Source organism: Marichromatium gracile (assembly GCF_004343155.1).
In the GTDB taxonomy this organism is placed as follows: Bacteria; Pseudomonadota; Gammaproteobacteria; order Chromatiales; family Chromatiaceae; genus Marichromatium; species Marichromatium gracile.
In genome coordinates, this window is the sequence record NZ_SMDC01000016.1 from 1 (window position 1) to 14549 (window position 14549).

A 14549-nucleotide genomic window follows, 5' to 3' on the forward strand; every position below is an offset into this window, starting at 1 on the left:
GTGCCGGCGCCGGCGACGACGATCTCGACCGGCCCCAGGGGGGCGCCCGCGGCATCGTAGAGCGCGCTGGTGTCGACCACCACCAGGGTCGGGCGGGCGTCGCTGCCACTGTCGTCGCCGAGGTCGATGGTCAGGCGCAGCGGGGCATCCCCCGCACCCCCCTCGCTCGGCCACACCGGGGTGACCTGCACCACCTCGACGCCGCCGCCCGCGGCGCGGGACTCCAGCGAATCGATCAGCGCCGCGCGTCCGGCCGCCTCCTCGGGGTCGGCTGCGGCGTCGTCGCCGCCGGTGAGGGTCTCGAGCGCGCTGCGCTCGGTGCTCACCCGGCTGGTGGCGATCAGCCCGAGCGACTCGGGCTTGCTCACCACCAGCCCGCCGATCGGGATGTCGACCTCGGGGGTGGTCGGATCGACGTCGGTGCGCTCGCCGGGGGCGCTCGGGTCGCTGACCACCACCGCGACGTCCTCGCCGGTGCGACTGTCGGTGGTGGTGCCGGTGGTCACCGGGGCGCCGTCGAGGGTGGTGTCGGTGAAGCTCTCGGTGGGGTTGAGCCCGGTGTCGATGCGACCGTTGTCGAGGATGGCGCCGTCCTCGCCGACGAAGAGATCGCCATCACCCTCATCGTCGCGGTCCGGGGTCGATCCACTGCCGCCCCCTCCGCTCGTCTCCCCATTGAGAAGCAGCAGCAGGTCGCCGTCGGAGTTGCCGACCAGGGCGTCGAGATCGCCGTCGGCGTCGAGATCGGCGAGGGCGGGCGAGATCTGTAAGCCCATATCGCTCAGCCCATATGGATTCATAACGGTAAAGTCGAAACTCGGGGCAGTCACACTGCCGATGTTCTCGAATAAGAAGATATCACCGTCAGAATTGCCGACGAGCAGTTCGAATAGATCATCGCCGTCGATGTCGGCCAGTGCTGGGTAGACCCACAGATCCATGAAAGGCAATGAAGGTGAATCAAAGGTGACGAAGTCCGGCTGGGTAGGGCTGCCCGTGTTCTGGAAGTACATGAATTTGCCATTGTAATAACTGACAAAGGCGTCGATGCGTCCATCGTCGTTGAGGTCAGTAAGGACTGGCGTGGCGAGGAGCATCCCAGTGGACGGTAAGTTGAATGGATTGGTGGTGGGTGGGGCGAAGGCGGCCTCGGATGCCGTGCCGGTGTTCTCGAAGAACAGGAGGTCGCCTCTCCAGTTCCCGACGACGAGATCGAGATCACCATCGCCGTCGAGGTCGGCCAGGCTCGGGGCAGTATAATTGTCGACATTACTCAGGCCGAAGGGATTGGTGCTCGCTGAGCTGAAGTCCGGGTTGCTGGCGCCGCCGGTGTTCTCGAAGAACAGGAGGTCGCCGGAGTCATTGCCGACGAAGACGTCAAGGTCGCCGTCGGCATCGATGTCGGCGAAGGTCGGGGAGGCAGAGGCGCCGACGTCGTCCAGTCCCAGTGGGTTGACCTGTGGGGGCTGGAAGGTCGGCTCCTCGGTCGGCAGGTCGTCGTCGGTGACGGCGATCTGGACGTTGTCGATCGCCGCCCCGTCGTAGCCGGAGTCGGTGCTGGTGACGGTGTGGCTGATGACGCCCCGGTGCGGACCCTCGCCGACGCTGTCGTCGACGGCGGTGACGGTGACCTGTTGCGGGGTGTCCCAGTCCTCCGGGGTGAAGGTGAGTGTCGTCTGATCGACCCCCACCTGATCGTTGGTGGTGTCGAGGGTGACGGTGACGTCGGCGCTGGGCTGGGTGTCGAGGACCAGGGTATAGGTGGCGGTGGCGCCGCCCTCGGTGACCTCGACCGAGGATTGGCTCAGTGTCACCCCGGGCGGGGTGCCGTTGCGGAACAGCAGCAGGTCACCGTCGGAGTTGCCGACCAGGGCGTCGAGATCGCCGTCGGCGTCGAGGTCTGCGAGGGCAGGTGAGCTATAGACGCCGACGTTGGTTAACCCGTATGGGTTGCTGACTGCGCTGGCGAATGCCGGTTCGCTCGTGCTGCCGGTGTTCTCGAACAGCCAGATGTCGCCGCTGTAGCCGCCGACGAGCAGGTCGAGCCGGCCATCACCGTCGATGTCGGCCAGGGTTGGCGTGGTGCTTCTGTCGACCGGGCTCAGGCCGAACGGTGAAGCAGAGGGGGCGGCGAAGTCCGGCTGTGTGGCGCTGCCCGTATTGTGGAAATAAAAGAGTTCACCAGAGTCGTTGCCGACGAAGGCATCGACGAGACCGTCGCCATCGAGATCGGCAAAGGCGAAATCATACGCTTGGCTGTTTTGTTCGAGTCCGAAGGCGGTCGTTTGCGCGTTGCCGAAGGCGGCGCTGGATGCCGTGCCGGTATTCTCGAAGAACAGGAGATCGCCGCCCAAGTTCCCGACGACGAGATCGAGATCACCATCGCCGTCGAGGTCGACCAGGCTCGGGCTTGCACCGTTGCCGACATCACTCAGACCGAAGGGATTGGTGATCGCTGAACTGAAGGCCGGATTGCTGGCGTCGCCGGTGTTCTCGAAGAACAGGATGCCGTTAACACCATTGCCATCACCACCGCCGTTGTTGACTGTCATGGTGGTGGTGGTGCCGACGAAGACGTCAAGGTCGCCGTCGGCATCGATGTCGGCGAAGGTCGGGGAGGCAAAGGCGCCGACGTCGTCCAGTCCCAGTGGGTTGACCTGTGGGGGCTGGAAGGTCGGCTCCTCGGTCGGCAGGTCGTCGTCGGTGACGGCGACCTGGACGTTGTCGATCGCCGCCCCGTCGTAGCCGGCGTCGGTGCTGGTGACGGTGTGGCTGATGACGCCCCGGTGCGGACCCTCGCCGACGCTGTCGTCGACGGCGGTGACGGTGACCTGTTGCGGGGTGTCCCAGTCCTCCGGGGTGAAGGTGAGCGTCGTCTGATCGACCCCCACCTGATCGTTGGTGGTGTCGAGGGTGACGGTGACGTCGGCGCTGGGCTGGGTGTCGAGGACCAGGGTATAGGTGGCGGTGGCACCGCCCTCGGTGACCTCGACCGAGGATTGGCTCAGGGTGACGCCGGGCAGGGGCTCGTTGCGGAACAGCAGCAGGTCACCGTCGGAGTTGCCGACCAGGGCGTCGAGATCGCCGTCGGCGTCGAGGTCGGCGAAGGCAGGTGAGCTATAGAGGCCGACGTCGGTCAACCCGTATGGGTTGCTGGCTGCGCTGGCGAATGCCGGTTCGCTCGTGCTGCCGGTGTTCTCGAACAGCCAGATGTCGCCGCTGTAGCCGCCGACGAGCAGGTCGAGCCGACCATCACCGTCAATGTCGGCCAAGGTTGGCTTGATGTAGCGGTCGACCGGGCTCAGGTCGAACGGTGAAGCAGAGGGGGCGGCGAAGTCCGGCTGGGTGGCGCTGCCCGTGTTGTGGAAATAGAAGAGTCCACCAGTGTGGTTGCCGACGAAGGCGTCGAGGCGCCCGTCGCCGTCGATGTCGGCGAAGGTGGGCGCCGCAGTATTCCCGATGTTCGTCAACTCGAATGGGTTGGTGGAGGGTGAGGCGAAGGCGGCATCGGATGCCGTGCCGGTGTTCTCGAAGAACACGAGGTCGCCTGCGTCGTTCCCGACGACAAGATCGAGATCACCATCGCCGTCGAGGTCGACCAGGCTCGGGGTTGCTTGGTCGCCGACATCACTCAGACCGAAGGGATTGGTGATCGCTGAACTGAAGGCTGGATTGCTGGCGTCGCCGGTGTTCTTGAAGAGCAGTAGATCGCCGTTGACATTGCCGACGAAGACGTCGAGGTCGCCGTCGGCATCGATGTCGGCGAAGATCGGGGAGGCAGAGGAGCCGACGTGGCCCAGTCCCAGTGGGAAGGTCTGTGGCGCGAGGAAGGTCGGCTCCTCGGTCGGCAGGTCGTCGTCGGTGACGGCGACCTGGACGTTGTCGATCGCCGCCCCGTCGTAGCCGGTGACGGTGTGGCTGATGACGCCCCGGTGCGGACCCTCGCCGACGCTGTCGTCGACGGCGGTGATGGTGACCTGTTGCGGGGTGTCCCAGTTCTCCGGGGTGAAGGTGAGCGTCGTTTGATCGACGCTCACCTGATCGTTGGTGGTGTCGAGGGCGACGGTGACGCCGGCGCTGGGCTGGGTGTCGAGGACCAGGGTATAGGTGGCGGTGGCACCGCCCTCGGTGACCTCGACCGAGGATTGGCTCAGTGTCACCCCGTGCGGGGTGCCGTTGCGGAACAGCAGCAGGTCACCATCGGAGTTACCGACCAGGGCGTCGAGATCGCCGTCGGCGTCGAGATCGGCGAGGGCGGGTGAGCTCAAGTCGCCGACGCTGGTTAACCCGTATGGGTTGCTGACTGCGCTGGCGAATGCCGGTTCGCTCGTGCTGCCGGTGTTCTCGAACAGCCAGATGTCGCCGCTGTAGCCGCCGACGAGCAGGTCGAGCCGACCATCACCGTCAATGTCGGCCAAGGTTGGCTTGATGTAGCGGTCGACCGGGCTCAGGTCGAACGGTGAAGCAGAGGGGGCGGCGAAGTCCGGCTGGGTGGCGCTGCCCGTGTTGTGGAAATACAAGAGTTCACCAATGTCGATGCCGACGAAGGCGTCGAGGCGCCCGTCGCTGTCGATGTCGGCGAAGGTGGGCGCGGCACCATACCCGGTTTTCGTCAACTTGAATGGGCCGGTGTTCGTCAACTTGAATTGGCCGGTGTTCGTCAACTTGAATGGGTTGGTGGTGGGTGAGGCGAAGGCGGCCTCGGATGCCGTGCCGGTGTTCTCGAAGAACACGAAATCGCCGTCCCAGTTCCCGACGACGAGATCGAGGTCACCATCGCCGTCGAGGTCGACCAGGCTCGGGGTTGCTTTGTCGCCGACATCACTCAGACCGAAGGGATTGGTGATCGCTGAACTGAAGGCTGGATTGCTGGCGTCGCCGGTGTTCGTGAAGAGCAGGAGTTCGCCGGAGTTGTTGCCGACAAAGACGTCGAGGTCGCCGTCGGCATCGATGTCGGCGAAGGTCGGGGAGGCATAGGTGCCGACGTTGTCCAGTCCCAACGGGTTGGTCTGTGGGGCGAGGAAGGTCGGCTCCTCGGTCGGCAGGTCGTCGTCGGTGACAGCGACCTGGACGTTGTCGATCGCCGCCCCGTCGTAGCCGGTGACGGTGTGGCTGATGACGCCCCGGTGCGGACCCTCGCCGACGCTGTCGTCGACGGCGGTGACGGTGACCTGTTGCGGGGTGTCCCAGTCCTCCGGGGTGAAGGTGAGCGTCGTCTGATCGACGCTCACCTGATCGTTGGTGGTGTCGAGGGTGACGGTGACGTCGGCGCTGGGCTGGGTGTCGAGGACCAGGGTATAGGTGGCGGTGGCACCGCCCTCGGTGACCTCGACCGAGGATTGGCTCAGGGTGACGCCGGGCAGGGGCTCGTTGCGGAACAGCAGCAGGTCACCGTCGGAGTTGCCGACCAGGGCGTCGAGATCGCCGTCGGCGTCGAGGTCGGCGAAGGCAGGTGAGCTATAGAGGCCGACGTCGGTCAACCCGTATGGGTTGCTGGCTGCGCTGGCGAATGCCGGTTCGCTCGTGCTGCCGGTGTTCTCGAACAGCCAGATGTCGCCGCTGTAGCCGCCGACGAGCAGGTCGAGCCGGCCATCACCGTCGATGTCGGCCAGGGTTGGCTTGGTGCTTCTGTCGACCGGGCTCAGGCCGAACGGTGAAGCAGAGGGGGCGGCGAAGTCCGGCTGGGTGGCGCTGCCCGTGTTGTGAAAATACAAGAGTTCACCATGCTCGTTGCCGACGAAGGCGTCGAGGTGTCCGTCGTCGTCGATGTCGGCTAAGGCAGGGGTGGCATTGCTCCCAGCAATCGTGAGGTTATATGGATTGGTGGCGGGGGAGGCGAAGGCGGCCTCGGATGCCGTGCCGGTGTTCTCGAAGAACAGGAGGTCGCCGCTCCAGTTCCCGACGACGAGATCGAGGTCACCATCGCCGTCGAGGTCGACCAGGCTCGGGGTTGCACCGTTGCCGACATTGCTCAGGCTGAAGGGGTTGGTGATCGCTGAGCTGAAGGCCGGGTTGCTGGCGTCGCCGGTGTTCGTGAAGAGCAGGAGTTCGCCCAAGTTATTGCCGACGAAGACGTCAAGGTCGCCGTCGGCATCGATGTCGGCGAAGGTCGGGGTGGCATAGCCACCGACGTTACTCAGTCCCAGTGGGTTGGTCTGCGAGGATGGGAAGTTGGGGGTCGACATCTCAGCTCCTTGTGAAAGCAGTGGCGATTGATACGCGCGTAATCAGGAATCGGTCGGTCGTCCGGTCGCGTGGCGTCGCGCGCTGGTTGGTCGCTTGACGGCCCGTCTCGGGACGTCGGGTCGGGGCATTGCCGTGCCGGTGACCTCGGTGCTCATGCCATGACAGCCCCATGACGTGATGACCGCGTGGTCCGGTGTCTCGATCGCCCGGGGGCGCTGGTCGGGTCATCCGTTCATCCCGGGTTCGCGCAGCGCTACCCCGAGCGTCCGGCGCAGATGGGCGAGCATTCGGGTGGCGACGCCGCGTCCGCGGTACTCGGGCAGCACGAACAGCGAGATCAGCTCGGCGTGATCGGACGGTGCTCGGCACTCGGCAACGGCCAGCCCGATCAGGGCGTCGCCGATCACCGCCGAGACCCCGACGATCTCGCCGTCCGGTGGCTGGGTGTGCCAGCGCTGATCGAGCCGCGGCCAGGTCAGCGCGGCATAGGGCGCGAGGTTGTCCGGGCTGAGGTGGTGGACCTGCTGGAAGCGGATCGCCGGGTCGTGCGCCGGTGCGCGCGGCAGGCCGGCGGTCGGTGGCGGGGCACCCTGTCCCGGCCGCTTGAGCGTCGGCTTGGTGACGACCAGCCCGGCGCTCCCGGGGAAGCTGACCAGGCGTTCGATGGTGTCGTCCTGCAGTCCGAGCGCCCGTGGTTGACGCGCCTCGGGGATGACCACCAGGTCGAAGAGTTCCTCGATCACGCTGTCGAAGCGCAACCACTCGAGCACCTGTCCGTGGACCAGGTCGATGACGGCCAGCCCGCACTGGGCGCGTCGACCGTCGGCGGCGAGCCGCTGCTCGAGTGCCAGCCCGCCGAAGCTGCGCTCGCGTAGTCGCGAGAGCCCGACCAGGGCGAAGTCGCCGTGGAAGGCGAGCCCGCGCGCGAAGCCGGGGCAGTCGGCCACCGGCTCGAAGCGCCCCTCGTCGAGGTATCCCAGCGCACCGTTGCCGGAGTCGAGCAGCCACAGCCGGTCGCGATACCAGCGCGGCGAGTGCGGCATCGACAGCCCGGTGGCCGCGACCGTGTTGCTCGGCAGGTGCAGCACGCAGCCGCCGTCGTGGCGGTGATGGCGCCAGCCGGCGGCAGTGTCGGTGCGGCTGCAGGCGGTCATCCAGGTCGGTGCGCCGTCCTGCAGGGCCAGGCCGTTGAGGTGGCAGCGGTCCTCGGCGGCCAGCCGGGTGATGAACGGCGGTTGCCACAGTGGGACGAAGCTGTGGTCCGGGTCGAGGGTGGCCAGACAGCTGAAGTCGGTGTTGACGAACAGCACCCGTCCCTCGCCGTCGATGACGAGGTCGTGGGCGTTGACGTCCCCGGTGATCCAGCACTGACGGGGGACGTAGAGCCGGTCGCCGCCCTCGTGACTCGCCCCCGGGGCGAGTCGGTTGTCGAGCTGCCAGATCTGGTAGCGACAGCCCATGGTCAGGGTGTCGTGCTGCCAGAACAGCCCCATCGGCTTGTCGAACAAGCGCTCGTGCAGCGCCAACCGCCCGGGCTCCGGTGTCCGCCCGACGAGGAACAGACGGTTGGTCTGATAGGTGGTGAAGGCGAGACTGACGCGCTGGCGCGCGAGCCAGTGCCAGAACCCGGGAGAGGCCTGGAGCCTGGGGCGTGGGTCGGTCATGGGGACGTCCGGGGGGCGGTGGCTGTGAGGCGGTAGTCGTGCCAGAGGGTGCGGTAGGTCTCTTCGAGCGCGGTGACGAACTCGGCCGGTCGGAACAGTGGCGCGGCGTCGCGGCCAGCGCTCAGGCGTCGTCCGAGCGCGGCGAGTCGCGCCGGATCGCGCCCGAGCGCGACGGCGCGCTCGACATAGTCAGCGGGCGTGTCGCAGACCAGCTCCGGCAGTCCCACGGCATGACACAGGCTCGCGCCCATGCGCGCGGCATAGTGCGTCCCCGGACAGGTGAGCACCGGCAGCCCGGCGGACAGTGCGCCGACGGCGGTGGCCCCGGCGTTGTAGGCCGGGGTGTCGAGGAAGAGATCGGCCAGGCGGTAGCGGGCGAGGTACTCGGCGTGTGGCCGCTTGGGGGCGAAGACCAGCCGTCGTGGATCGATGCCGGCGGCCGCGGCGGTGGCGCGCAAGCGCGCGTTGCTGCCGGTGCGCTCGCCGTCGAGCAGCCACAGCACACTGTCGGGCACCTGCGCGAGGATACGCATCCACAGCGTGAAGGTCTCGGGGGCGATCTTGTGGATGGCGTTGTGGCAGCAATAGACGACGCCGGACTGCGGCAGCCCGCACTCGGCCCGTCCCTCACCCGGCTCCCCGACCTCCAGCGGCGCACAGGCCCAGGCGTTGGGCAGGCGGATCACCTGCTCGCTGTAGTGTGCGCTGTGTGCTGGCGGGATCAGGTGGCGGTCGGCGATGAGATAGGGGACGAAGTCCGCCCCGAGGGTGCCGGGGTAGCCGAGGTACTGGATCTGGATCGGGGCGGGACGCAGGGCCAGGACCAGGGGGCGTGCATGGGTGGTGTAGCCGGCCAGGTCGATCAGCAGATGGATGCCGTCGGCGTGGATGCGTTGCGCGATGGCGAGCGAGGAGGCGCGTGAGAGATCGGTGTAGTGGTCACAGCCGGCGCGGATGCGCTCGGTCCAGACGTCTCGTCCGGGGACCAGGGCATAGGCGTGGATCTCGAACTCGGGACGGTGATGGTGCTCGAACAGCCCCGCCACCAGGGTGCCGACGGCATGACAGCGGAAATCCGGCGAGAGATAACCGATGCGCAGTCGCGCCGGATGCGGGTCGCTCGGAGGGGCGAAGGTGGTGCCCAGCGCTCTGGCCTGCCGTGCCAACCGGCGCGCGGCGCGCTCGGCGAGCGCCCGATACCAGTCGGGCGGCAGGTCGAGGGCGAGCGCGCTCAACAGCGGGGGTTCGTCGCCCGGCGTCTCGCCCGTCAGATAGCGCTCGGTGACCGCGCGCAGCCGTTCTCGGCGTGCCGCGCCGTCCTCCCAGTCGGCCTGACGACGCCGGATGGTCTCGAGCTGGTAGTGCAGCCGGACGTTGTCCGGCGCGGCCTCCAGGGCGCGCTCGTAGTCGGTGCGGGCGGCTTGCAGGTCACCGAGGGCCTCGTGCAGTTGGGCCAGGTTGTGTCGAGGCTGCTCGAAGTTCGGGTCGAGGCGCAGGGCGCGCCGGTAGCTCGCGCGGGCGAGGCGCAGATTGCCCCACTCCTGCAGCGCTGCCCCGAGGGCGTTGTAGCCCTGTGCCGAGGGCTTCAGTCGCAGTGACGTTCGATAGTGGTGCAGCGCGCGGGGCATGAACCCGTACCCGTGGTAGAGCTGACCGAGTTCGAGATGGGCCTCGGCGTGCTCGGGCGCGTGCCGCAATGTCTCGCGATAGGCCGCCTCGGCCGCCACGAACTCGCCCTGTGCGGCCAGGATCTTGGCCAGGTTGTAGTGGCCGAGATGAAGCGCTGGCTGCAGTTCGATGGCGTGTCGGTAGGCGGTGATGGCGCGTTCGGGGTCGCCCTGGAGCTGCCACAGTCCACCGAGGTTGCAGTGCAGGATCGCCTGCTCTGGGGCCTGCTCGATGGCCTGGGTGTAGCACGCCAGGGCCGCCTCGAGGTCTCCCGTGGACTGCAGGGTGTTGCCGAGATTGTTCAGTGCCGAGACATGACCGGGCTGCAGCTCGAGCACGGCGCGCAAGTGTGCGACGGCGGTGGTGGGGTCGCCGTGTCGACGGGCCCGGCGGGCTGCGTCGAGATGGGCCGATATCCGTTGGCGGTGTGTTGTCGACTGGGGGGGCGGTACGGGGGAGAGAACTGGGTTCTGACGGTCCATCTCAGCGCTTCAATCCTTAAATCCGAAGATGCCGGATGATTATAAAATATTTTTTGTTATAGATAATTTTTGTCGATTATCTGGCGCAGCCGTGGCTGCTTCTCTTGACGATCCTTAATCCAGGCTGGCTCCAGCGGCCGGGCACCCAGGTGGGGCGGTGTTCGGAAGGGGGGAGTGGTCGTCGGGGTGGCCGACACAGGGTCCGGGCTGGCTCCCGGTGCAGGAGGTGGTGTCGGCGATCACGTGCGCCGGGGGCTGGGGTGATCGCCGGGGCCTGTGTGGGGGCGGGGGTGTCAGCCGATCGGCTGACCGGCCTGGATCAGCTCGATCGGGTAGCCGTCGGGGTCCTCGACGAAGGCGATGATGGTGGTGCCGGCGTTCATCGGGCCGGCCTCGCGGAGGATCTTGCCGCCCTGCGCGCGGATGCGGGCGGTGGCGGCCTGGGCGTCCTCGACCTCGATGGCGATGTGGCCGTAGCCGTTGCCGAGGTCGTAGTGCTCGACGCCCCAGTTGTAGGTGAGTTCGAGCACGGTGTGGTCGGACTCGTCGCCGTAGCCGAGGAAGGCGAGGGTGAACTCGCCCTCGGGATAGTCCTTCTGGCGCAGCAGCCGCATGCCGAGGACCTGGGTGTAGAAGTCGATGGCGCGTTGCAGGTTGCCGGTGCGCAGCATGGTGTGCAGCAGTCGCATGGGGGTCTCCTCGGGGCCGCCCGGTGGCGGCCCGTCGATCGTTGGTGGTGGAAAGGGTCCCTGTCAGTGCTCGTCGATGCGCCCGAGGTCGAGCCCGTCGAGCTGTTCGAGCTCGGCGGCGCGGCGCTCGCCGTAGCCGAGCGCGCGGAAGTCCATGATCCCGTCCGGGGCGTGACAGTCGGCGCAGCCGTGGGCCTCGCGCTGGATGCCGTGGTTGACCATCAGGGTACCCATCTGGCGCATCCAGTGCGGTTCGACCTGGGGGCCGAGCCGGCCGGTCTCGTCGAGCGGGTAGTTCGCCGTCCAGCCATCGAGCACGCCGAAGTAGGCCATGAACTCGTCCATCATGTAGACCTTGAACGGGGTCTGGTACATGCGCTGGACGATGGGGTCGCGCAGCGCCTGCACAACCGCCGCGCGACTGTCGCCGGTGGCGTAGTAGGTGGCGTAGTCGAAGGGCAGGATCATGGCGCCGAAGGGACCCTGGTTGGCGGTGTCCTCGTACATCATCGCGTTGAACAGCTTGAACGGATAGATGCGGCTCTTGCCGCCTTCCATCACCGGGCGCAGGTTGCGCTCGATCATCGCGCGACGCTGCGCGAGCAGCTCGGGGGTGAGCTGGGAGAGCGGATCGGTGGCGGCGCGGACATAGGCCTCGACGTCGATCTCGGGATAGTCGGCCTTGAGCGCCTCGGCCCTGGCGCGCACCGCGGCGATGACCTCGGGGTCGTCGATGCGGGTGATCTGCGCCATCAGCGGGTCGTAGCTGCCGTCGCCATCGGGGTTGCTGCCGAGGGCGTTGGCGAGGAAGGTGCCGTTGCCGTTGAACCACAGATAGGTAAAGCCCTTGCCGGGCGCGCCAGAGCGGTAGATGTCGGTCGGCTCGTAGATGCCTTCCTCGGCGTTCCAGGTCGGGTGGACCCAATCGCGCAGCACCACGTTGTTGTCCTCGAGCGCGGTGATGTGACAGGTCTCGCAGGCGAGGCGGTCGATATGGCCGTTGAGCAGCGCCTTGTGCTCGGAGGCGTTGTGCGGCGCGCGGCTGTGACAGCCCTCGCAGGCGACCTCCTTGTCGGGCAGGTCGTTGGCGACCAGGTCGACGCCGAAGCGCCCGCGCGGGATCTTGTGGCCCTCGGGGACGTGGCAGTCGGTGCACTGGATGTCGGCGGCGGCGTGGACGTCGGCCTCGGGGCTGAACGGGTTGCCGCGCTTGGCGCCCTGGTGGAGCAGGCGCTGGTGACGCTCGCCGAGTGCCTGGGCGGCCTGGTTGGCGTGATAGGCGTCGCCGCCCATGTTGTGCTGGTGACAGCGCAGACAGTTGTCGCTGGTGACCGGGCCGACGGTGAGCGCGGCGCGCATGCTGCGGTCCTGGTTCCAGCGCAGGCCGTGCGCGTCCTCGATGACATAGCGCTGGTTCATGTCGTAGTCGGTGGCGTGACAGATCAGGCAGTCGATCCCGGCCTTGGCCTCGGTCGGGACGTCGCCGATCGGCATCATCTTCTCGGTGGCCGGCTGGTAGTTGCCGCCGATGTGACACTGGCCGCAGCCCTCGCTGCGCAGCACCACCTCGCCCTCGGCGTGCTCCGGGCGGCTCTCGATCAACGCCGCCCAGCCGGTCCAGGAGAAGCTGCCGGGGATGCCGCAGGCGCGGTTGATCTTGCCCACCGGGATCGGTCGTTCGCCGGGGGCGTTGACCTCGCGCCCGTCGTAGCCGTAGGTCGAGAAGCCGGGCGAGTCGCTCTGGAACTTGAAGTGCACCGAGTTGACCAGGTCGTCGAGGGTGTCGACCACCGAGGTGGTGCCGTCGCCGTGGGTGACCTCGATGGTGGCGTGACACTGCAGACAGGTCTTGGGACCCTCGTAGCGACGGATGCCGGCCTCGCGGAAGTACTTGATATGGCTCGGCTCGGTGGCGCGGACCACCGAGGGGGTGTTCATCAATATCTCGATGCGCACCTCGCGGGCGAACGCCGACTCGGCCTCGGCCTCGACCCGCTCGGCGGCGCGCGCGCGTCGCGCCTCCTCGGTCAGGTCGCGTGCCATGCGCTCGAACGCCTGGTCGGTGAGCGCACGCGAGCTGGCGTAGTCCAGCGGCGCGTTGATCTTGCCGACGTAGGCGTCGAACAGCACCGGATAGAGCAGCCGGTAGACGAGATAGAGCGCGAGCAGCGCCAGCGCCCCGGCGAGCAGGAGGCGCCTGCGTCTGGTCTGGAGTAGGGGTGCGAGTACGTGCTTCATGACGCGTGCCGATCGGTCTCTTGGGTGTCGTCGGAGGTGCCGTGCTCACCGGTGAGCATGGCGCGCAGATTGGCGGTGAGGCTGTCGCCGATGGTGATGATGTAGACGTGCACGAGCAGGAAGAGCACCAGCAGATAGCTGGTGAGCACATGGGTCATCGCCACCAGCCACAGGGTGCTGATGCCCAGCAGGGTCTCGGGCAGCAGCGGCGAGAGCAGGAAGCCCAGACCGCTGAGGATCAAGAGCGGCATCAGCAGGTACATGGCACCGAGATAGCTCAGTTGCTGGAGCACGTTGAACTTGGCCGCCGGCCCGGCGTGGAAGGGATGGGGCTCGTCGCGGAAGATGCCGTAGGCGTAGTAGCGCGCCTGCACCCAGAGATCCCGCACCAGTCCGCGCGGCCGGGGCAGATAGTGACGGCCGTTGTCGCTCTTGAGGTTGGCGAGGACGAAGGCGATCCAGCCGAGCGCGAGCAATGTCCCGGAGACGTTGTGGATCGCCACCGCCTGGTTGAAGCCGAGCAGCCAGTCGGTGCCGGCGTAGTGCATGCTCACGCCGCTGACCATCAGCGCCAGGAACAGCGCCGCGTTGTACCAGTGCCAGGCCCTCAGCCACAGTGGATAGAGTGGGGATGTGCTCATCGGTCGTTCTCCTTGCGGCGGCGGGCGAGGCGATAGCGGCCATAGCCGTGCAGCGCGATGACCAGCGCCACCAGCGCGAGGATGGCGAGGCTCAGGGCGTCGAGCAGCGGGCTGCGGCTCATGCCGACGATATAGGCGTCGTTACGCACCAGGCTCGTCAGCCAGCCGTGCTCGGCCCGGTCCTGGGCGAGGCGGTAGCGATAGAGCCCCTCGCGCAGTCGCGAGTCGCGGCTGTGACAGGCCACGCAGCGCTTGCTGCTGTCGGCGGCGGCGAGGATCTGGTGACTGGCCTGGGGGGTGGTCGGGGTGTGGCAGTCGATACAGCGCACCGCCGCCCAGTGGGCGTCGCGCTGCGGCAGCCAGGCGTGCGAGCCGCGTAGCGGGTCGGTCACCCGGTGGTGGCAGTCGAGACAGGTCTGGTTGTCGCGCCGCACGATGGCGCCGAGGTCGTCGCCGACCTGGGAGGCGCGGAAGGCGTGCGGATCGTGACAGCTGTGACAGTCGAACTGGCGCAGCTTGTGGTGATCGGAGCTGGCGTGGACGCTGGCGGCGAACTCCTCGGCGATGCGATCGAGCCGGTAGGTGGCGTCGGCCGGGTCGTCGGCGTGACACTCGACGCAGCCGAGCTGCTCGTCGGCGAGCTTGGCGCGGTGCGGATAGCGGCCATAGCCACGGGCGTGACAGTCGCTGCAGGCGAGTTCGGCGTGTACCGAGTGATCGAGCCGCTGTGGGTCGAGCGCGAGGCTGCGGATCTCGCCGCTGTCGGGCTCGCGATAGGCGAGGGTCGACATGGCGTGACAGCGCAGGCATTCATGATCGCGCGCGGTCTCGACGGCGCTCGCCACGGGGGCGAGCAGGCTCGTCACGAGCGCGAGCAGGGCGCCCGCCAGCCAGCGGGTTGGACGGGGACGTGAGCAATGATGGGTCATGATCTCTGTGTCGGTGGCGGACGGTGCGGGCGTCGGTCCGACGCCCCGTCGT

7 protein-coding genes are annotated in these 14549 nt (G+C 67.5%); all 7 read right to left on the reverse strand.

Going from position 1 to position 14549, the window contains the following annotated elements; genetic code table 11:
• Positions 1-6185 (reverse strand): FG-GAP-like repeat-containing protein (locus EDC29_RS16045; protein ID WP_132230599.1); only part of this gene is annotated, 6185 nt, incomplete at its 3' end.
• Between the two features lie 225 nt (positions 6186-6410).
• A complete protein-coding gene (locus EDC29_RS16050; protein ID WP_123143461.1) occupies positions 6411-7850 on the reverse strand; it encodes a TIGR03032 family protein in 1440 nt (479 codons plus the stop codon).
• The gene (locus tag EDC29_RS16055; protein ID WP_279432467.1) at positions 7847-9934 is read right to left on the reverse strand and encodes a tetratricopeptide repeat protein; all 2088 of its coding nucleotides are present in this window, start codon (positions 9932-9934) and stop codon (positions 7847-7849) included. The genes EDC29_RS16050 and EDC29_RS16055 overlap by 4 nt, the downstream gene beginning before the upstream one ends.
• Positions 9935-10293: 359 nt before the next feature.
• Positions 10294-10689, reverse strand: a complete 396-nt coding sequence (gene gloA, locus EDC29_RS16060; protein ID WP_123143361.1) for a lactoylglutathione lyase — start codon at positions 10687-10689, stop codon at positions 10294-10296.
• 63 nt (positions 10690-10752) lie between these two features.
• Positions 10753-12927 carry a multiheme c-type cytochrome gene (locus tag EDC29_RS16065; protein WP_132230601.1) on the reverse strand — a complete coding sequence of 725 codons (2175 nt, stop codon included), beginning with the start codon at positions 12925-12927 and terminating at the stop codon, positions 10753-10755.
• A complete protein-coding gene (locus EDC29_RS16070; protein ID WP_123141696.1) occupies positions 12924-13568 on the reverse strand; it encodes a cytochrome b/b6 domain-containing protein in 645 nt (214 codons plus the stop codon). Before EDC29_RS16070 ends, EDC29_RS16065 begins: the two co-directional genes overlap by 4 nt.
• Positions 13565-14497, reverse strand: coding sequence for a nitrate reductase (locus tag EDC29_RS16075; RefSeq protein WP_132230602.1), 933 nt, complete (start codon positions 14495-14497; stop codon positions 13565-13567). The genes EDC29_RS16070 and EDC29_RS16075 overlap by 4 nt, the downstream gene beginning before the upstream one ends.
• Positions 14498-14549: the final 52 nt, after the last annotated feature.

What these genes read in the sequence shown, in the direction of transcription:
- EDC29_RS16070 (WP_123141696.1), bottom strand. Translation starts at nt 13,568, where the DNA reads ATGAGCACATCCCCACTCTATCCACTGTGGCTGAGGGCCTGGCACTGG.
- EDC29_RS16050 (WP_123143461.1), bottom strand. Translation starts at nt 7,850, where the DNA reads ATGACCGACCCACGCCCCAGGCTCCAGGCCTCTCCCGGGTTCTGGCAC.
- EDC29_RS16075 (WP_132230602.1), bottom strand. Translation starts at nt 14,497, where the DNA reads ATGACCCATCATTGCTCACGTCCCCGTCCAACCCGCTGGCTGGCGGGC.
- gloA (WP_123143361.1), bottom strand. Translation starts at nt 10,689, where the DNA reads ATGCGACTGCTGCACACCATGCTGCGCACCGGCAACCTGCAACGCGCC.
- EDC29_RS16065 (WP_132230601.1), bottom strand. Translation starts at nt 12,927, where the DNA reads ATGAAGCACGTACTCGCACCCCTACTCCAGACCAGACGCAGGCGCCTC.